Consider the following 19,179-nt stretch of genomic DNA (forward strand, 5'->3'; position numbering starts at 1 on the left):
AGCGGTAAAAGCGGCAGGTTTGTAGATCTTTGCTACAAATGACTGAAAAAGAACTGCGACAAAAAATGTGGGAGGAAGCTTGCCCCCCGATGGCGGCGGATCAGTCAATGCACTGCTTGACTGTCACACCGCTATCGGGGGCAAGTCGAATCGTCGCACCGCCTCTCCCACATTGAGTTACGCGTGCAGCTTAGCGAACACCATCCTGGCGCAGGGCCGCCGGGGTGAAGTCGCTGGTGGTCGCAGTGAAGCCGAAGTCATACGCCTGCTTCTCTTCGTTCTTCATGCCCAGTGCCAGGTAGCGGCCGGACTGCAGATCGTAGAGGGTTTCCAGGGCGTACCACGGCACTTGCTTGTCGTAGTAGTTCTCGGCATGGGCTTCGGCGACACGCCACAGTTGGCCACGGCCGTCGTAGTGGTCAATGACCGCTGCTTGCCAGGTGTCTTCGTCGATGAAGAAGTCACGCTTGGCGTAAATGTGGCGCTGGCCTTCCTTCAAGGTCGCGACCACGTGCCAGACACGGCGCAGCTCGTAGCGAGCCAGGTCCTGGTTGATGTGGCCGGCCTTGATGATGTCGGCGTACTTGAGCTTGGGATCGTCGATCTTGTAGCTGTTGGAGGCGATGTAGATCTCTTTCTTGCCTTCCAGCTTCCAGTCGTAGCGATCCGGCGCACCGTTGTACATGTCGAGGTTGTCGGAGGTACGCAAGCCGTCGGCCGCAGTACCCGGGCCGTCATAGGACACTTGCGGCGCCCGGCGCACACGGCGCTGGCCGGCGTTGTAGACCCACGCCGAACGCGGCTCCTTCACCTGGTCCAGGGTTTCGTGCACTAGCAGCACACCACCGGCCAGACGCGCCGGCGCGGTCACTTGCTGCTTGAAGTAGAACAGCACGTTGCCCGGGTTTTTCGGGTCGAAGTCTTTCATCTTGTCACGGAACACAAATTGGTCGCGGAAGTACACCAGGCTGTAGGAACCGTTGGTTTGCGGCGTGGCCTGGGTCACCAGGCGGGTCACGCTGCCACCGCGATAGCGGGTGATGTGGTTCCAGATCACCTCGACGCCGCTTTTGGGAATCGGGAACGGCACGGCGGTTTCAAAGTTTTCCAGACCGTTGCCACCGGACACCAGGTTGGTGGTGGTGGCGTTCTTCTTGATGGCCGCGAACACATCCGCCGGCACCGTGGCGCCGCGATGGGTCGGGTAGACCGGCATCTTGAAGGTTTCCGGGTAGCGCTTGAACATCGCGTACTGCCCCGGCGCCAGCTTGTCCTTGTACTGCTCGACGTTCGCTGCGGTGATGGTGAATTGCGGTTGCTCACTGGCGTACGGGTTAGCCAGGAACCCACGGGCGTCGACGGCGCCGGCGTTGGTGGGCAGTGGCGACCACTTTGGAATGGTGCCGGCAGCGTTGCCGGCCATTTCGGCGCCCATCGGGGTCAGGGTCGTGCCCAGCTTGGCAGCTTCATCCGCCGAGACTGCCGCCATGACGTTGCTCGCCAGGATCGACAGCCCAAGCACACCCACGTGCAACAGACTTTTGGTTATTTTCATGTTCTGGTCTTCCTGAAATGCAGTGTGCTTAGAAGTTGGCGCCGAAGCTCAAAGCGACAAAGTCGCGGTCATCCACCGTACTGAACTTGCCACCAAAGAAGTTGGTGTAGGCCAGGCTGGCGGTGTAGGTGTTCTGATACTCGGCATCCAGGCCCAGGCTGACCGCCTTGCGACCTTCTTCGAAGTTACCGCCAGGGCCTGGCGAGTAACCTTTGACGTCGTGGGACCACGCCACGTTTGGCTTGAGGTTGACGCCTGCGAACACGTCCGGGTATTCCCAGATGGCGCGGGCGCGGTAGCCCCAGGAGGTGGCGGTGGTGTAACCGTCGTTGTTGCAGTTGGTGTTCAAACCTGCCGCATTGGGAAGACCGGCGCCGGTGGCCGTCGAGTTGTTGAGGGCGTTGCAAAACCCACCTGGCAGACTACCTGGGCCAAACACCGGATCACGACCGTAACGGGCCTCGGACTTGCTTTCCAAGCCGCCCACATGGGTCACACCAATCTCACCGACGGTTGTCAAGCGGCTGGCGCCCATCACCTGATCGAAGAAGTGCGTGAAGGTGGTCTGGAACTGAGTCACTTCCTTGCGGTTATAGCCATGCAAATCCTGGCCAGGCGTCCCTTTCAGCACGGACGCATTGCCAAAGCCAGGAATGGGCGTGACACCGGCATACAGGATATCGGTCGTGCTCAGTTGCACAGGCGCATTCGGCCGGTAGCTCAACTCACCGCTCCAGGCCGTGCCCGTAGGTAGGGTGGTGGAGAAGCTCAGGCCGTAGAGGCGGATATCTTCCGGGTACTCGACGAAGTAGTTCGAGCTACCGGCTACGATCAGCGGACGCAGCGCAGCCAGCGGCCCCAGCGGACGGGTATAAGCGGACGACGGTGCACCTTGAGCACTGAAGATCGGTGCACGGCTGTGATAGTTCATGAAGTAAGCGCCGAACTCGGTATCCAGCGGCTCGAAGTTGTAATGCATGGCCACGCCAAATTGGCCACTGTCCCGCGCATCACGGTCGGGACCACGACGTACCAGTACACCTTCGTTATTGACGTCTACACCCAGGGCATTCAAGGTCGGTAAAGCGGCACCCGGAATGGTCGAGCGCTTGTTGAGCACTCGCAGGTTATCGCTGCAACCGTCAGATATCACGTCAGGCTGCGAGAAGAATGTACCGCAGTTATCGGTAACGGTCTGGTCCCACTCCAACTGATAGAACGCTTCCGCCGACAGGTTATCGGTCAGGGTTTGCGACACGTAGAACATGTTGACCGGAATCAAGCCTTCCTTGATCTCAGCCCCCGGACGACGGAACGCAGACACGTCGATCGGGTTGATGGAGTTGATGCCGCCGCCGATGAAGGTACTTTCACCCCAGCTCACCACCTGCTTGCCGAAGCGCACGTTGCCCGGCAAATCGGCAATGTTGTAGTTGTGGTAGATGAAGGCATCGAGGATCTGCCCGCCAGAGGACTTGGCGCCTTCTTTACGGTTGTTGTCACTGATGTCCTTGAAGGGGCGACTTTCGTCCTTTAGCTCAAAGTCATACCAGTACTTGCCTCGTACAAAAACACCGGTGTCTCCGTACTTCAGTTCCAAATCATGGATGCCCTTGAAGATCTTCGAGAAGGTCTCACCGCGCTTGAAGTTAAGGTGACCATCATCGGAAGTCTGGGACAGGCCACGACCACCGTTGTTCGCACCAATGAGATCTTTGTTGGGCTTGGCCGTCGACCAGCTCGCCCCCACGGAAAGCGACGAGTCAAAGCTCCCTTCGATTTCACCAATGTTGAAACTGACGCCGAATGCGGGCCCGGCGAGCGTAGAAGCGAGACTGACGGCCAGGGGCAGTCTTGCCCGGCGCCAGAACTGGTTTACTGAGGTCATCGACGCTACTCCATGTGCATTTTATTGTTATGGCAGTGAGTTCTTTCTGTGATGCGTGTAACGGCCGGAATACAACGATTCCAATGCCGCTCGGCAGCCGAGCCCCCATGGCCCGAAGCGGAACATCCGTGAAAAACTCTGGAAGGGACTATAGCCAGCAGGGGGTAGTGCTTGATCCCTCTAAAGTGTGATTTGCATCACCGACCCGTCTGCCACGACCCTTTCGCCACGTCGGCGAAGGCCGACGCGGCAAGGATGGCTGAAAATCGGCAAATCACAAGTCAAGGCGCGAGATAGAGCATTGCCGTGCCACAAGGGCGCGGCGAATCAGCTCACAGGGTGGACAGGAACGTGCTGTTGTTGGCCTGCCATTCGATGATGTCGATACGGATACGTTTTTTGTCGAGTTTTCCTACGCTCGTCTTGGGAATTTCAGTAACAACGGCAATCTGGCTCGGAATCGCCCACTTGCTCAAGTGGCCCAGTTCCACGAACGGCTTGAGGTGTTCCTTGAGCTCACGAGCGCCTATCACATGGCCATCACGCACCACCAGCAAGGCAAATGGGCGTTCGCCCCACTGCGGGTCGGCAATGCCCACCACCGCTACTTCGCGTACCGCCGGGTGACGGCTGACCAGGTCTTCGAGCGCCAGGGACGAGATCCATTCGCCGCCGGTCTTGATCACGTCCTTGATGCGGTCGCGGATATCAATCACCCCAAAGGCATCCAGGGTCGCCACGTCGCCAGTGTGCATCCAACCGCCGGCCCACAGCTCGGCGCCCTTTTGCGGCTCGTTGAAATAACCCTCGCTGAGCCACGGCGCACGCAATACCAGCTCGCCCTGGGACTCGCCATCGGCGGGCAGGAAGTTGCCGTCGCCGTCGATGATCGCCGCTTCTACCAACGGTCCGGGCACGCCGGCCTTGATGCGGTACGTGGTGCGCTCATCCTCGGTGCCCGCCATCAATTCTTCGTTGAGGTGGGCGCAGGACACCAGCGGCCCGGTCTCGGACATCCCATAGGCCGCAGTCAACTGAATGCCACGGGCCTTGGACGCTTCGTACAGCGAACGGTTGAGCGCACTGCCGCCGATGACGATTTTCCAGCCACCGAAATCCACGTCCTGGGCGGCCTTGGCGTTGAGCACCATCTGCAGGATGGTCGGCACGCAGTGGGAGAAGGTGACCTTTTCCTTGCGCCACAGCTCCACCAGGTATTCCGGGTCGTAGCGACCGGGGTAGACCTGTTTCAGGCCGAGCATGGTCGCCACATACGGCAGGCCCCAGGCGTGCACGTGGAACATCGGCGTGATTGGCATGTACACATCGTTGGTGCCCAGCAGGCGCACACTGTCGACGCTGCCCATGATGGTCGCCACGCCCATGGTGTGCAGCACCAGTTGGCGATGGGTGAAATACACGCCCTTGGGGTTGCCGGTGGTGCCGGTGGTGTAGAAGGTGGTGGCGACAGAATTTTCGTCGAAGTCCTGGAAGTCGTACTTCGGGCTGGCGGCGGCCAGCAGGGTTTCGTACTCGCCCACCAGGTTGGGCAGCTCGGCAGTCTTGGCCTCGCAATCGGTGAGCAGCAGGGTCTTGTCGACGGTGGTGAGCTGCCCGGCAATCGCCTGGTAAAGCCCCACGAACTCACTGTTGACCAGCACGAAGCGGTCCTCGGCGTGGTTCATGGTGTAGAGGATCTGTTCCGGCGAGAGGCGCACGTTGATGGTGTGGATCACCGCGCCGATCATCGGGATGGCGAACATGCATTCCAGGTAACGGTGACTGTCCCAGTCCATCACCGCCACGGTATCACCGGCCTTGACCCCGGCGTCAGTCAGCACGTTGGCCAGGCGCGCAACGCGCTCGATCAGGGTCGGGTAGGTGTAACGCAATCTGTCGCGGTAGATGATCTCCCGGGTCTTTTCATAGCGGGTGCCGGACATCAACAGGCGTTTGATCAACAGCGGGTATTGGTACGCACCTTCGGCGGGCGGGATAACACGGGTCTGCAACATACGAATCCCTTTTCTGACTGCACGGTCTTGGCTTGAAGACCTGCACTTTAGAGACCTTATGTTTCAGCCAAATCAGCCAAAGGAATGATTTGCAGACCCCAGCGAATGCTAGCTTTGCGCCAGTATCCGGCTTATTTCATGCTGGTGAAGGCCAGCTTGACTCCAATCGCAATCAACACCGCGCCCATGGTCCGATCGAACCAATGCCCCATCCGCGCAAACCCCGCACGCACGCGCTGCTGGCTGAACAACATCGCCACCAGGCAGAACCACAGCGCCGTCGCCACCGCCAGGTACACACCGTAACCGGCCTGGATCGCCAGCGGGGTGTGCGGGTTGATCACCACGGTGAACAACGACAGGAAGAACAAGGTGGCCTTGGGGTTCAGGCCATTGGTCACAAAACCAGCAGTGAACGCCCCACGCGGGGTGCGTTCGCCCGCCTCGCGGTGCAACTCGCCTTCAACAGGTGGCTTGGCCGGCTGCGCGCGCAGGGCCTTGAAGCCGATGTACAGCAGGTAGGCCGCCGCCGCCCACTTGAGTGCGTTGAACAGCACGATGGACTGGGACACGATCAAGCCGATGCCGAGCAACGAGTAGCCCACGTGCAGGAAAATCGCCGAGCCCACGCCCAATGCGGTCCAGGTACCGGCGCGGCGGCCGTGGGTCACGCTTTCACGCACCACCACCGCGAAATCCGGGCCGGGGCTGGCCACCGCCAACAAGTGAATCAGAGCTACGGTCAAGAACTCGGCGGCGTACATACTCACTCCATTAAGTAACGGATTATTTCATCTGATAGGCTCGGCAGATTACGCCTTCGAACTCTGTCGCAAAAGGTACAGTTGATGACGAACAATCGCCGCGCCGTCTTCCTTGATCACCCGTCCCTGGACCTGGGGGACCTTGACCTCAGCGAATTGCGCAACAGCTTCAGCGAGTTGCAGTTGTTTACCGACACCACACCGCAGAACGTGGTTGAACGCGTGCAAGGCGCCCACGTGGTGATCAGTAACAAAATCGCCCTCAATACCGCGACCCTGGCGGCCTGCCCGGAGCTCAAGCTGATCCTGGTTTCAGCCACCGGCACCAACAACGTCGACCTCGACGCCGCCCGCGCCCATGGCATCACCGTGAGCAACTGCCAGGGCTATGGCACGCCGTCGGTAGCGCAGCACACGATCATGCTGTTGCTCAACCTGGCGACGCGCTTGAAGGATTACCAAAGAGACGTGAGCGCCGGCAAGTGGCAGGAGGCCAAGCAGTTCTGCCTGCTGGACCACCCGATTGTCGAACTCGAAGGCAAGACCCTCGGCCTGCTCGGCCACGGTGAACTGGGCGGCGCCGTGGCGCGCCTGGCCGAAGCCTTCGGCATGCGTGTGGTGCTGGGTGCGATTCCGGGGCGGCCTGCCCGCGCCGACCGCGTGCCACTGGATGAACTGCTGGCGCAGGTCGACGCGCTCACCCTGCACTGCCCGCTCAACGAACACACCCGCGACTTTATCGGCGCCCGCGAACTGGCGCTGCTCAAGCCCGGCGCGTTTGTGGTCAACACCGCGCGCGGTGGCTTGATCAATGAGCAGGCCCTGGCGGACGCCTTGCGCAGCGGCCATCTGGGCGGCGCGGCCACCGATGTACTGAGCGTGGAGCCGCCGGTGGATGGCAATCCGCTGTTGGCCGGTGACATCCCTCGGCTGATCGTGACCCCGCACAACGCTTGGGGCAGTCGCGAAGCGCGGCAGCGCATCGTCGGCCAACTGGCGGAAAACGCCCGGCGCTTCTTCAGTGGGGCCCCGCTGCGCGTCGTCAGTTGATAAACTGCGCCCCTTTTCAAGGAGCAGACCATGGATCCGCGCAGTGAAGTACTGCTTCGCCAGGCCGAACTTTTTCAAGGCAACCTGCTGTTGGTGGGCTTGCCCGCCGACGATCTGCTCGGTCGCCTGCCCAACGCCCACGGCTGGAGTTGGCACGCCGGCGACCAGGCGGCACTCGACGCACGTTTCCCTGAGCGCAGCCAGTTTGGCGTGAACGTGCCTGACAGGGCGTTTGATACAGCGGTGATCTTCCTGCCCAAGTCCAAGGACCTGACCGACTATCTGCTCAACGCCGTGGCCGCCCGTTTGCCCGGCGCCGAGTTGTTCCTGGTCGGCGAGAAAAAGGCCGGGATCGAAAGTGCCGCCAAACAGCTAATCCCCTTCGGCAAACCGCGCAAACTCGACAGCGCGCGGCATTGCCAACTGTGGCAGATCACCGTGGTCAACGCCCCCCAAGCGGTCGAGCTGGAGAGCCTGGCGCAGGTCTTCGAAGTGCCATTGACCGAAGGCCCGTTGAAGGTAGTGAGCTTGCCGGGGGTGTTCAGCCACGGCCGTCTGGATCGCGGCACCGAGCTGCTGCTGGAGCACCTGGACAAACTGCCGAGCGGACATCTGCTGGACTTTGGTTGCGGCGCTGGGGTGCTGGGGGCTGCGGTCAAACGGCGCTATCCGCACAACACGGTGACGATGCTCGACGTGGACGCCTTCGCCGCCGCCAGCAGTCGCTTGACCCTGGCCGCCAATGGTCTGGAAGCCGAGGTATTGACCGGCGATGGCATCGACGCGGCACCGATGGGTTTGAACGCGATTCTGAGCAATCCACCGTTCCATGTCGGTGTGCATACCGATTATTTCGCCACCGAGAATCTGCTGCGAAAAGCGGCGAAACACCTGGCAAAGGGCGGCGAACTTCGCCTGGTTGCCAACAGCTTCCTGAAGTACCAGCCTTTGATCGAAGAGCATCTGGGCGTGTGTGCGGTGAAGGCCGAAGGCAACGGTTTTCGCATCTACCGTGCCAAGCGCGGCTGACGGGCGTTTGAAAAAGAAGGCTTGCCGAATGGATTTTGCCTAGGCAGAATCCGCAGCGTCCTAGGGGAGTAGTCTCCCACGAGCGCCACGCTCGTCCGGCATACGTCAACATACTTGGTCAGCAGACCATGGCGTATGCGACCCAGGAGTCCGCACAGACGGACCGGGGTTTGACAAGACCTATGACACGCACACCTTACCCGGGGCGGGAAGGCTGTACGTGTCATAGCCGTGTCGACCCGCCCCTGGAAACCTACCTGATGCTGGATTCATTGCTCGTACCCACCGCAATCGTTGCCTTGGCCGAAATCGGCGACAAGACGCAACTGCTCGCGCTCATCCTTGCCGCACGCTTTCGCAAACCTTGGCCGATCATCGCCGGCATCGTTGCCGCGACCCTGGCCAACCATGCGGCGGCTGGTGCCGTGGGGGCGTGGTTCGGAAGTTTCTTCTCGGATGCGGTGTTGCACTGGATCCTGGCGGCAAGCTTCTGCGCCACGGCGCTGTGGACCTTGGTGCCGGACAAACTCGACGATGACGAAGCCAGCACCACACGCAAATTCGGGCCGTTCCTGACCACACTGATCGCGTTCTTCCTGGCGGAAATCGGTGACAAGACGCAGATCGCCACGGTGATGCTGGCGGCGCAGTATCCGGAGCTGTGGCTGGTGATCATCGGCACCACCCTGGGCATGCTGATTGCCAACGTGCCGGTGGTTTTGGCGGGGAATTTCGCGGCGGAGAAACTGCCGTTGACGTTGATTCGTCGCTTGGCCGCTACAGCGTTTTTCATCCTGGCCATTGTGGCCGTGTACAAAGCCATGCAAAGCAGCGGGTGGATCTAAGGGTTCCTGTGGGAGGGGGCTTGCCCCCTTCCACATTTAGATCTTCAAAAGGTCAGGATTTCTTGGCCTGCTGGTACAACGGCATCACCTTCGGAATCGCCGCCTGCAACGAGGCGATTCGGCTGTCGGAAGCCGGGTGAGTACTCATGAACTCCGGTGGTGCGCCTTCCGAAGCCTTGGCCATCTTGTTCCACAGCGTAATCGCCGCGTTCGGGTTGTAGCCGGCACGGGCCGCCAGCTCCAGGCCGATCAGGTCCGCTTCGTTTTCATTGCTGCGGCTGTTGGGCAAGGTCATGCCGTAGTTGGCCACGGTATCGGCCAGGGCCAGGCTGTCCTGGCCGAGGCCGAACAACGCACCGGCCCCCTGCTTGGCCATCTCGATCCCGTAGGCCTTGGACATGGCTTCGCGGCCATGCTCACGCAAGGCGTGGGCGATTTCATGGCCCATCACGGCGGCCAGCTCATCATCGGTGAGCTTGAGGTTGTCGATCAACGCGCTGTACACGAAGATTTTGCCGCCAGGCCCGCAGTTGGCGTTCATCTCATCGCTCTTGATCAGGTTCACTTCCCACTTCCACTGCGCCGCGTCCGCACGAAACGTCGGCGCCTGGGCGATCAAGCGGTTGGCGATGGCCTGCACGCGCTTGGCGTTGGCGCTGGTCTTGTCCAGTTGGCCCTTGCTGCTGGCCTCCCCCAGGGTCTGCTGGTAGGACTGGGCATACATCTGGTCGACTTCCTGGCTCGACAGCATGCTGAACATGTACTGCTTGCGCTCTACCCCGACAGCACCGCCGCTGGTGGTATTGACCGACTGACACCCGGCCAGCAGCATCGCCGCGACCAAACCACTTATCACCAATGACTTCTTCATCAATACTCTCCCTGATAGCAAGCCCTTAAACATGGCGCGTATCGTAGGCGCACATTTGTATCGACGCCAGATACACCAGACATGTAACCGCTGATTTTCCGATACATCTCACATGTCAGCGGCGGCGCCGAGCATTCTGTTTGCGACACAGCCCCCTATTTTGCCGGCGCCCCCCTCATGCCCACCTCGCCCTCGGCCGATACACAAGACAGGCCCTCTCCCCTGCGCCCGGAGCTTTCATGAAATTCAAGTCGATTCAATTTTCTGTCGCGGCCCTGGCCGGGGCCATTGTCCTGAGCGTAGTGGCGGTGCTGGTGCTCTACGCCTTGTTTGCCGGCGCACGCACTCAGGAGATGGTGCAGAAGCGCACCCAGGTGCAGTTCGAACAGATTATCGAACAGCGCCTCACCGCCCTGGCGCAAACCCAGGCCACGCTGATCCAGCGTGAATTGGAAGCGCCGTTGGTAACCGCCAAAAGCCTGGCCACTACCAACGCACTGCTCGGCATGAAAGACGCGAAGGGTGAACCCGCTCTGCAGATTGGCCGCGAGCAACTGATCAACCTGCTGCACGAAACCGTGGTACGCAATCCAAAAATCCTCGGCGCCTACATCGGCTGGGAGCCCAACGCTATCGATCACAACGACGCGGCCTACGTGAACAGCCCGACTGTCGGCATGGGCGCCGACGGACGTTTCCTGCCGTGGTGGTACCGCAACGCAGATGGCAGCCTGGGCATGGATAAACTGGCCGACGTGGCCGACCAGAAAATCCTCTCCACAGGCGTGCGCGCCAGCGAGTACTACCTGTGCTCCAAGGAAAGCAAAAAGGCCTGTGTCATCGACCCCGCGCCCTACAAGGTGGGCAACGCGATGGTGATGCTGGCCTCGTTTATCGAGCCAATCATGATCGATGGCACGTTCCAGGGGATCGTCGGCGCCGACCTGTCGGTGAACTTCATCCAGGACATGCTGACCGGGGCCGACCAGAAACTCTACAACGGTGCCGGTGAACTGGCGCTGATCTCCAGCAACGGCCGCCTGGTAGCCTACACCCAGGACGCCAGCAAACTCGGCGAAAAGGCCAGCGACCTGCTCGACAGCAATGAACTGGCCAACCTCGGCCAGCTGAAAATCGGCGAAGTGCGCTACGACATCGACAAGGAGCACGGGCATATCGAGTTGTTCCTGCCGTTCAACATCGGCCAGACCGATGCGCGCTGGACCTTGATGATGCAGCTGCCTTTGAGTGCCGTAATGGCCGACTCGCAGAAACTGCAAAGCGACCTGGAAACCCAACGCAGGACCGATATTTTCGGCATGACCATCGCCGGCCTGCTGATCGCCGGTATCGGCCTGCTGGTGATCTGGCTGGTAGGCCACGGCATCGCCCGGCCACTCAAGCAAATGGTCGCGATGCTCAATGACATCGCCCAGGGCGAAGGTGACCTGACGCGGCGCCTGACCAGTGATCGCGCCGACGAACTGGGCGCGATTGCCAACGGTTTCAACACCTTCCTGATCAAGCTGCAAGGCATGATCACCCAGGTGGTGAGTTCGGTGCAGAAGGTCAGCGACTCGTCGGAGCACACCGCTGATATCGCGATCCGTACCAACCAGGGTGTGCATAAACAGATGGTGGAGATCGACCAGGTCGCCACCGCCGTGCATGAGATGACCGCCACTGCGCAAGACGTTGCACGCAATGCCACCCAAGCCGCACAGGCCGCCAGCCATGCCGACCAGGCCGCGAGCCAGGGCATGCGTATTGTGCGTGACACCTCCACCTCCATAGGCGCGCTCGCCGAGGAAATCGGCAAGGCCGTCGGTGTGGTGCAAACCCTGGCCAAGGACAGCGAAAACATCAACGCCATCCTCACGGCGATTCGCGGGATTGCCGAGCAGACCAACCTGCTGGCACTCAACGCCGCCATCGAGGCGGCGCGGGCCGGCGAGCAAGGTCGTGGTTTTGCCGTGGTCGCCGACGAAGTGCGCAACCTGGCGCAGAAGACGCAAAAGGCCACTGAAGAAATCCAGACCATGATCCAGCAGTTGCAACAAGGCACGCGGGATGTGGTGCGGGTGATGGAGGACAGCCAGAACCGCACCGATGAAAGCGTGCAACACGCGGCCAAGGCGGCCGAAGCACTGGAGACCATCACCCAGGCGGTGTCGGTGATCAACGACATGAACACCCAGATCGCCAGTGCCGCCGAGGAGCAGAGCGCGGTGGCCGAGGACATCAATCGCAACGTGATCAATATCGGCCAGGTGGCCAATGAAGTGGCGGGCGGCGCGGATGAATCCAGTGCGGCCAGTGCCGACTTGACCAAGTTGGCCGAGCAGCAGCGCCGGCTGATCAATCAGTTCAAGGTTTAAGCCGGGGTCAGGCACTCCGGCCCGTTAAGCTTGGGATCATTGACCATGTTGGCCAGGACCCGCTCGCGCAACGCGCTCGGCTCGCTGGCCAGCAGGCCTTGCAACACATGCAACGGCGTCTCGGGGTCGAGCCAGGCTGCCTGTCCGGCCTCATCCAGAATCAGTGGCCGACGCTGGGCCTGCGCGGCCTGGGTCACTACCGCGGTGCTCAGCCACACCTGTTCCTGCACCGGGTAGGCCTCCCAGATCGCGGCAAAAAACAACGTGGAGCCCTCCCCCGGTGTCAGCCAGTACGGGCGCTTGCGCTGGGTGCCACGCCATTCGTAGAACCCATTGGCCGGTAGCAGGCAGCGACGCTGGCGGAACGCTTCGCGAAACATCGGCTGTTCGGCCAGGGTTTCGGCGCGGGCGTGGGCGGGGGTACGGGAAAGATCGGTCAACCAGGGCGGGGTGAGCCCCCAGCGGGCGCGAGCCAGGGTGCGCTGGCCGTCGGCGGCGCGCTGGATCAGCACAGAATCATTCGGGGAAATGTTCCACTGGGCCTGCTGGTCGGCCGGAAAGCCCGGCAGGGCAGCAAAAGCGGGGGTCCAGCGAAACAGGGCATAACGTCCACACATGGGGTAACACGACTCTTGGGTAAACCGACCGACAGCCTAACAGACCAGCACGTCGGGGAAGCTGTCGGGTTCGTCGCCCGGCAACGGTTGTGCGCCGATATAGGCGGTAATCAACTCGCGGGCGTACAGGGCGCGGTCATTGTCCACCTCCAGGCCCAGCAGGCCGAAGATGGGCAATTCGCCGGTGCCACCGAGCAAATGACGCCCCACCAGGTGCGCCTCGATACCTTCGCTGGCGAGCATCTGTTGCAGCAGCTCGCCCTCCATCAGGTTTTCCGGTTCGTAGATTCGTTGCATCAGCGTCCCCGCTATTCGTTTTCACTACGGGTTTCAAGCATCCATTCTTCGCCATGTACCTGCAGATCGAAAATGATCGGTCGGCAGCACACCTGGCAGTCCTCTATATAAACCTGATCCCCCCCGGACAAATCCACCGTTGTCTCGACCACTTCACCGCAATAAGGACAATCGTACGTCGCGTTTTCCAGCATCGCAGCCTCCAAGGTGACTTGTGCGTATAATCGCCGGTCTATTTACAGGGCTATTTTTGGCCGAGCCCATTACTCGGGCCGCACCCTGGTATTTCCTTTACTTACCCTAGCCGTTTCTAACAAGAGAGCATGATGGGCGAATTCGATACCATCCGACCTTACAACGACAGCGAAGTCCCGGCAGTGCTGGCACGTCTGTTCAGTGACAAGGCCTTTCTGGACATCCTGACCCACTTCCGCTTCCCGCGCTTCGCCGGCGCCCTGGGATGGCTGCTCAAGCCGATGATCGCCCGCAAACTGCGCCGTGAATTCGCCGGCGTCACCACCGTGGCCACGCTGCAGGACAAAGTCGAGTACTACGTCGACCACACCATTGACCGGGCGACCGACGGCGTGACCTACACCGGGGTCGAGCAGCTCAAGTCCGGCACCGCCTACCTGTTCCTGGCCAACCACCGCGATATCGTGATGGACCCGGCCTTCGTCAACTATGCGGTATACCACGCCGGCCTGCCGACACCTCGCATCGCCATTGGCGACAACCTGCTGCAAAAGCCGTTTGTCAGCGACCTGATGCGCCTGAACAAGAGTTTCATCGTGCACCGCTCGATCACCGGGCGCAAAGAGAAGATGGCGGCGTATCAGCTGCTGTCGGCCTACATCAACCATTCGATCCGCAACGACGGTGCGTCGATCTGGATCGCCCAGGCCGAAGGGCGCGCCAAGGATGGAGATGACCGTACCGAGTCGGCGATCCTCAAGATGTTCCACGTCAGCCGCAAGGACGAGCCGTTTGCCGAGGTGATCCAGTCGCTGAACCTGACGCCGGTGTCCATCAGCTACGAATACGACCCGTGTGATTCAGCCAAGGCCCGCGAGCTGTACATCCGCGCGACCACCGGCACCTACGTCAAGGCGCAGGGCGAAGATGATGTGAGCATTGCCCTGGGCATCACCGGCTACAAGGGTCGCGTGCACATTAACTTCGCGCCGCCGATTACCGAGCGTTTCGAAGACACCAAGTTGCTGGCCGCAGAAATGGACCGGCAGATTCTGGGGGGCTACCGGTTGTTCCCGGTGCATTACCTGGCCTACGCCCAGTGGAGCGACGCCGACCCGCAATTGCAGGTGCCGACGGCGGCCGAAGTGTTCCCGGCTGATGAACTGGCCAAGGCGAAGGCGGAGTGGGAGCGACGTCTGAATGACTGCCCGGCTGAGCACCGGCCGTTCCTGGTGGTGCAATATGCGACGCCGGTGCGCAATCAGTATCGGGTCAAGGCCGGCATTCCTCTGTAAAACACCGCTCCAAATCTGGGAGGGGGCAAGCCCCCTCCCACATGTGCTTTGTGGCGTGTTTAAAGATGGGTGCTGAGCCAGGAGATGGCCAGCGCCACGCCCAGGCAGGCAAACCCGACGCGGTAAGCCAGGCGATGCGCCCGTTCGGTGCGCACATCCAGAAACAACATCGGCTGATCAATTGCGCGATCTTCGCTCTGCGCGGTGAGGTCGGCCATGGCGCGCTGTTCGCGCAGGCGGGTAATGAACAGCAGCGCCGCGCCCGGACAGGCCACGGCCAAAGCAACAACATTGGTCAAAAGTGCGGGCAGCGCCATCGCAAACCTCGGCAAAACAGTGTTTTGGTATCGGTTCAGATACAAACCTGAACGATAGTGGCCTCCGGCGCCTGAAATGCTCCCTCCCCCATTGACGGCTAATGTATCCAGTAATTTACAGCGTCACCTGAACGTCACCTTAACAAGCCACTCTGTTGCCCTTCGACGTTTCAGGAGCTTGTCATGCTGCACGCGCAAAACCAGGATCGGCTGTATCTGATCGCCCCGAGCGATGAGCAGGAAGCGCTGATCGGCGGCCTGGCCTTCAACGTCCAGGACCGCCACTGGCTGGTGTATTGCGCCCTTGGCGGACACCAGCATGCCGACCTGCCGGAGGCCGATCTGTTGACCGGGGTGAGCCTGCTGGATTTCTGTATCGACACGGCTGCATGAAACTGAAGACGAAAAAAAACCGGGCTCAGTGATGAGCCCGGCTTTTTAAGGACCGGTTATTGCGCGCTGAGCAACGAACCGATGCTTGGGTCCTTGAACAGGCGGGTCAAGGCATCGCTCAGCACGTCGCTGACCAATTTGGTGTTGGTTTCCTGGTTCGGCGACATACCGAAACGCTGGTTCAGGGACGCACCGTAGCGCCCGCTGTAGCGACGGGTGCCGGCGGTGACGTCGGACTTGAAGGTGGCACCGATGGATGCTTCGGTCACGTACAGGCCGTCTTTAGGCGACTGGTACTTCAATTCGGCCAGGGTGATCGTCAACTGCGGAGCACCCGGCGCGTTGGGGCTCGGGGTGAAACCCAGCAGGCGCACGGCAGCTTCGGCCTGGGCCTGCAGCTTGGGCAGTACGTCTTGAGCATTCACCGAGACCAGGGCGGTTTCCGGATACAGGCCGCCGCGCGAACCGAGCGTAGGCGACGGACGACCATCCACCACACGCACCGACACCGGCTGGCCGTGACCCACGGGGGCCAACTGCGTGGTGATTTTTGGTTCCGGGGTCAGTTGTTGCGGGCTGTTGGCGCAGCCAACCAGGGTCAAACTGGTCACAGTGATCAAACCGAACAACAGGCGTTGCAACATGCTCTTCTCTCCAGAAATCGGGTACCGACAGGCGGGCAGTATAGCGGTGCGCCAGTGCCGGGAACTAGCGCCAGTTACAACCTGAGACCTGCACAGACTGTAGCGGTTCGATGTCACTGATATGTCACGGCTGATACACAGAGCCGTCATGCCCGACAGGCAAGCTTGGCCCCAATTTCAAGAGGTCTGTCGCCATGCAATTTCTCTGGTCACTGTTCACACGCAAACCCGCCCTTCGCCAGTTCGCCCTGCTCGATGTGCAAGGCCGTTGCCAGGCCTTCAAAGAGTGCTGCCAGCCTCCTGTAGGCGACGGCTGGGTGGAAATCGATGAAATCCGCCTGAGCTGGATGCACCACCCGCTGCCAGCCAGCGCCCGTGTCAGCCCACGTGCAGCGCAGCCGTCGCGTCACCAACCGTTGGCCGCCTGACCGAACGCCTAATAAAAGTCATAAAACACGCCCATTTCCCTGGCGTTCTTCGCTACAATCTCCCCCCGATTATAAGGACGTCTCCTGATCGGGCCTCGCAGCATCGTTAATGCCTCGGCATTAGCTCCAAGAATCGCCCACAGAGAGCCGCCCACACAGATCGAGTGAAGCTGGCGCGCTTGCTGTTTTCTTTGCAAACCACCCGCCTTTGCCGAATCTGCCAGAGCTGCCATTGCGCTCGGCCACTTGAGTTGTTTGCCCGTTTTGCCGCGTGTCGGCTAGGGGCCAGGTGCCAGGCTGGGGCAGCCCTTTTTTGAGGTTCACGTCTTCAAAAGAGCGTGAAAAAACGGGTTTTCACAACTTCACAAGAGTGTGGCGAGCAAATGAATAGTTTGGCGTTTGTACAAGCACCATCAGCGTCTGGAACAGCCCAACCACACAGGATCGAGTACTCCTCAACAACGGGAGCTTGAGCCTGTCCGCTACGGATTGGTTGCACGAATCGCACGCTTTGACCATAAGTCGAATTGCCACAGGCGCCCATGAATGCGTTCATAGGCAGATTAGCCCGGCAGGAAGCGTGCGCTGAACATGCAAAGAATTGCGAATCGGACATGGCGATCCTGGCCATGGGTAACCTGGGGCAACACGTGAACCGCCCCATCACTCCTGGCAGCCATGCCGTCAATTTGGTGCTGCAGATTTTGGAGACGCGTTAAATGGCGCATAACGAAGCAGTCGACGTAGTACTGGTAGGGGCCGGCATCATGAGCGCCACCCTGGCCGTACTGCTCAAAGAGCTCGACCCCGGCCTGAAGCTGGAAGTCGTTGAGCTGATGGATTCGGGTGCCGCGGAAAGTTCCAACCCGTGGAACAACGCCGGTACCGGCCACGCCGGGCTGTGTGAGCTGAACTACACGCCGCAGGCCGCCGATGGCTCCATCGACATCAAGAAAGCCGTGCACATCAACACCCAATTCGAGGTGTCGAAGCAGTTCTGGGCGTACCTGACCAAAAAGGGCACCTTTGGTTCGTCCAGGTCCTTTATCAGCCCGGTGCCGCACCTGAGCTTCGTGCAGGGCGAAAAAGGCGTGTCCTTCCTCAAGAAGCGCTTTGAAACCCTCAGCCAGCACCACGCGTTTTCGGACATGCACTACACCGAAGACCGTAGCGAGATGGCCGAGTGGATGCCGCTGATGATGCCGGGGCGTCCGCTCGACGAGAAAATCGCAGCCACCCGTGTAATGAACGGCACGGACGTGAATTTCGGCGCGCTGACCAACCAGTTGCTCAGCCACCTGACCAGCTCGGCAGACGCCCAGGTCAAGTACAGCAAGCGCGTCACCGGCCTCAAGCGCAACGGCGCGGGCTGGACCGTAAGCATCAAGGACGTCAACAGCGGCAGCAGCCGCGAAGTCGACGCCAGGTTCGTGTTCCTCGGCGCCGGCGGCGCGGCCCTGCCGCTGCTGCAAGCCTCGGGCATCGAAGAAAGCAAAGGCTTTGGCGGCTTCCCGGTCAGCGGCCAGTGGCTGCGTTGCGACAACCCGGAAGTGGTCAAGCACCACCAGGCCAAGGTCTACAGCCAGGCTGCCGTTGGTTCGCCGCCGATGTCCGTGCCGCACCTGGACACCCGCGTGGTCGATGGCAAGAAGTCCCTGCTGTTCGGGCCTTACGCCGGTTTCACCACCAAGTTCCTCAAGCACGGCTCGTTCCTCGACCTGCCGCTGTCGGTTCGCGCCGGCAACATCGGCCCGATGCTGGCCGTGGCCCGCGACAACATGGACTTGACCAAGTACCTGGTCAGCGAAGTGATGCAGTCCATGGAACAGCGCCTGGAATCCCTGCGCCGCTTCTACCCCGAGGCGAAAGCCGAAGACTGGCGCCTGGAAGTGGCCGGCCAACGGGTGCAGATCATCAAGAAAGACCCGAAAAAAGGCGGCGTGCTGCAATTCGGCACCGAGCTGGTCGCGGCCAAAGACGGCTCGCTCGCGGCGCTGCTGGGCGCGTCCCCAGGTGCGTCGGTGACCGTTTCGATCATGCTGGAGTTGATCGAGAAGTGCTTCCCGGAAAAAGCCGCCGGTGAGTGGGCTGCCAAACTGCACGAGATCTTCCCGGCCCGTGAAAAGGTCCTGGAAACGGATGCCGAGTTGTATCGCAAGATCAACGCGCAGAACAACATCAGCCTGGAACTGGTTGAGCCTGCCGCCGAGACCGAGAGCTACGCTTGAGGCCTTGAGGCAATAAAAAACGCCCCGTTCTCGGCATGAGAACGGGGCGTTTTTTTGTGTATCGGATAATCAGCCGCGAGCGTTTTCGATCAGTTCGATGTACTCGTCCGCGTTGCGCTGGTCCTTGATCAGGTCGACGAAGGTCTGGCCATGCGCATCCTTGCCGTCGAGGTCCAGGCCGGCTTCCTTGAAGAAACCCAGGAACCGCTCGAAATCGTCGATACGCAGGCCACGGTAGGCCTTGATCAGCTTGTGCAGGGACGGAGAAGTTGCGTCGACCGGCTCGAAGTCCAGGAACAACTTGATCTGATCGTCGCCGATCTCGTCACCAATCACCTGTTTCTTATCTTTACGCATTACCGACTCCAGC

Annotated in this window: 19 protein-coding genes, 1 pseudogene and 1 riboswitch; of the genes and pseudogenes, 9 read left to right on the plus strand and 11 right to left on the minus strand. The window is 60.7% G+C overall.

The window, feature by feature from the left end; all coding sequences use genetic code 11:
- Positions 1 to 190: 190 nt before the first annotated feature.
- The 4 genes from BM110_RS03965 to BM110_RS03980 form a co-directional block, all read right to left on the minus strand.
- The gene (locus BM110_RS03965) at positions 191 to 1,555 is read right to left on the minus strand and encodes a DUF1329 domain-containing protein (RefSeq protein ID WP_025855569.1); all 1,365 of its coding nucleotides are present in this window, start codon (positions 1,553 to 1,555) and stop codon (positions 191 to 193) included.
- 28 nt (positions 1,556 to 1,583) lie between these two features.
- On the minus strand, positions 1,584 to 3,443 hold the full coding sequence (locus BM110_RS03970) for a DUF1302 domain-containing protein (protein WP_093119797.1): 1,860 nt from the start codon (positions 3,441 to 3,443) through the stop codon (positions 1,584 to 1,586).
- Between the two features lie 332 nt (positions 3,444 to 3,775).
- On the minus strand, positions 3,776 to 5,458 hold the full coding sequence (locus BM110_RS03975; protein ID WP_093512465.1) for a fatty acid--CoA ligase: 1,683 nt from the start codon (positions 5,456 to 5,458) through the stop codon (positions 3,776 to 3,778).
- A gap of 131 nt (positions 5,459 to 5,589) precedes the next feature.
- The gene (locus BM110_RS03980; protein ID WP_058422966.1) at positions 5,590 to 6,222 is read right to left on the minus strand and encodes a LysE family translocator; all 633 of its coding nucleotides are present in this window, start codon (positions 6,220 to 6,222) and stop codon (positions 5,590 to 5,592) included.
- Between the two features lie 84 nt (positions 6,223 to 6,306).
- On the opposite strand from BM110_RS03980, the gene BM110_RS03985 reads away from it, so the two are divergent.
- The 3 genes from BM110_RS03985 to BM110_RS03995 all read left to right on the plus strand — a co-directional run bounded on the left by BM110_RS03985 (position 6,307) and on the right by BM110_RS03995 (position 9,146).
- Positions 6,307 to 7,272 (plus strand): 2-hydroxyacid dehydrogenase, encoded by a 966-nt coding sequence (locus BM110_RS03985; protein ID WP_093512467.1) that lies wholly within the window; start codon positions 6,307 to 6,309, stop codon positions 7,270 to 7,272.
- Positions 7,273 to 7,302: 30 nt separating this feature from the next.
- Entirely contained in the window at positions 7,303 to 8,301 is a 999-nt protein-coding gene (locus BM110_RS03990) for a class I SAM-dependent methyltransferase (protein WP_071491171.1), read from the plus strand.
- A gap of 51 nt (positions 8,302 to 8,352) precedes the next feature.
- A riboswitch (yybP-ykoY riboswitch) is annotated at positions 8,353 to 8,472 on the plus strand.
- Positions 8,473 to 8,561: 89 nt separating this feature from the next.
- A complete protein-coding gene (locus BM110_RS03995) occupies positions 8,562 to 9,146 on the plus strand; it encodes a TMEM165/GDT1 family protein (protein WP_004372026.1) in 585 nt (194 codons plus the stop codon).
- 52 nt (positions 9,147 to 9,198) lie between these two features.
- On the opposite strand, the gene BM110_RS04000 is transcribed toward BM110_RS03995, so the two are convergent.
- Positions 9,199 to 10,017, minus strand: a complete 819-nt coding sequence (locus tag BM110_RS04000) for a M48 family metallopeptidase (RefSeq protein WP_071491170.1) — start codon at positions 10,015 to 10,017, stop codon at positions 9,199 to 9,201.
- A gap of 1,319 nt (positions 10,018 to 11,336) precedes the next feature.
- Between BM110_RS04000 and BM110_RS30040 the strand changes: the two are divergent.
- Together BM110_RS30040 and BM110_RS30045 are read left to right on the plus strand one after the other, a co-directional pair.
- Positions 11,337 to 11,537: pseudogene (locus BM110_RS30040) on the plus strand (HAMP domain-containing protein); the annotation flags it as partial.
- A 114-nt stretch (positions 11,538 to 11,651) separates the two neighbouring features.
- Positions 11,652 to 12,395 (plus strand): methyl-accepting chemotaxis protein, encoded by a 744-nt coding sequence (locus BM110_RS30045; RefSeq protein ID WP_371319328.1) that lies wholly within the window; start codon positions 11,652 to 11,654, stop codon positions 12,393 to 12,395.
- On the opposite strand, the gene BM110_RS04010 is transcribed toward BM110_RS30045, so the two are convergent.
- From BM110_RS04010 to BM110_RS04020, 3 genes are read right to left on the minus strand one after another with little or no spacing between them, the layout of a single operon-like run.
- The gene (locus tag BM110_RS04010; protein WP_071491168.1) at positions 12,392 to 13,012 is read right to left on the minus strand and encodes an SOS response-associated peptidase; all 621 of its coding nucleotides are present in this window, start codon (positions 13,010 to 13,012) and stop codon (positions 12,392 to 12,394) included. The two genes, BM110_RS30045 and BM110_RS04010, sit on opposite strands and share 4 nt — an antisense overlap.
- Before the next feature lie 36 nt (positions 13,013 to 13,048).
- Positions 13,049 to 13,309, minus strand: a complete 261-nt coding sequence (locus BM110_RS04015) for a putative signal transducing protein (protein ID WP_071491167.1) — start codon at positions 13,307 to 13,309, stop codon at positions 13,049 to 13,051.
- Positions 13,310 to 13,320: 11 nt separating this feature from the next.
- Complete coding sequence (locus BM110_RS04020; protein WP_071491166.1) at positions 13,321 to 13,503, minus strand: CPXCG motif-containing cysteine-rich protein; 183 nt, start codon at positions 13,501 to 13,503, stop codon at positions 13,321 to 13,323.
- 132 nt (positions 13,504 to 13,635) lie between these two features.
- Here BM110_RS04020 and BM110_RS04025 point away from each other — a divergent pair, with 132 nt between their 5' ends.
- A complete protein-coding gene (locus BM110_RS04025) occupies positions 13,636 to 14,799 on the plus strand; it encodes a 1-acyl-sn-glycerol-3-phosphate acyltransferase (protein ID WP_170856024.1) in 1,164 nt (387 codons plus the stop codon).
- Between the two features lie 59 nt (positions 14,800 to 14,858).
- On the opposite strand, the gene BM110_RS04030 is transcribed toward BM110_RS04025, so the two are convergent.
- On the minus strand, positions 14,859 to 15,116 hold the full coding sequence (locus BM110_RS04030; RefSeq protein ID WP_092240764.1) for a hypothetical protein: 258 nt from the start codon (positions 15,114 to 15,116) through the stop codon (positions 14,859 to 14,861).
- A gap of 183 nt (positions 15,117 to 15,299) precedes the next feature.
- Between BM110_RS04030 and BM110_RS04035 the strand changes: the two genes are divergently transcribed.
- The gene (locus BM110_RS04035) at positions 15,300 to 15,509 is read left to right on the plus strand and encodes a hypothetical protein (protein ID WP_092240762.1); all 210 of its coding nucleotides are present in this window, start codon (positions 15,300 to 15,302) and stop codon (positions 15,507 to 15,509) included.
- Between the two features lie 56 nt (positions 15,510 to 15,565).
- Here BM110_RS04035 and BM110_RS04040 read toward each other — a convergent pair whose 3' ends face one another.
- Positions 15,566 to 16,153 (minus strand): YajG family lipoprotein, encoded by a 588-nt coding sequence (locus BM110_RS04040; RefSeq protein WP_071491162.1) that lies wholly within the window; start codon positions 16,151 to 16,153, stop codon positions 15,566 to 15,568.
- A 194-nt stretch (positions 16,154 to 16,347) separates the two neighbouring features.
- Between BM110_RS04040 and BM110_RS04045 the strand changes: the two genes are divergently transcribed.
- Positions 16,348 to 16,581: a hypothetical protein gene (locus BM110_RS04045; protein WP_071491161.1), complete on the plus strand. Its 234-nt coding sequence runs from the start codon at positions 16,348 to 16,350 to the stop codon at positions 16,579 to 16,581.
- A gap of 719 nt (positions 16,582 to 17,300) precedes the next feature.
- Entirely contained in the window at positions 17,301 to 18,809 is a 1,509-nt protein-coding gene (mqo, locus tag BM110_RS04050) for a malate dehydrogenase (quinone) (protein ID WP_092240758.1), read from the plus strand.
- A 69-nt stretch (positions 18,810 to 18,878) separates the two neighbouring features.
- Here the strand turns inward: mqo and BM110_RS04055 are convergent, their stop codons facing one another.
- Entirely contained in the window at positions 18,879 to 19,166 is a 288-nt protein-coding gene (locus tag BM110_RS04055; RefSeq protein WP_058422979.1) for a PA4642 family protein, read from the minus strand.
- Positions 19,167 to 19,179: the final 13 nt, after the last annotated feature.

It is taken from the genome of Pseudomonas sp. NFPP28, from assembly GCF_900115535.1.
In the GTDB taxonomy this organism is placed as follows: Bacteria; Pseudomonadota; Gammaproteobacteria; order Pseudomonadales; family Pseudomonadaceae; genus Aquipseudomonas; species Aquipseudomonas extremorientalis.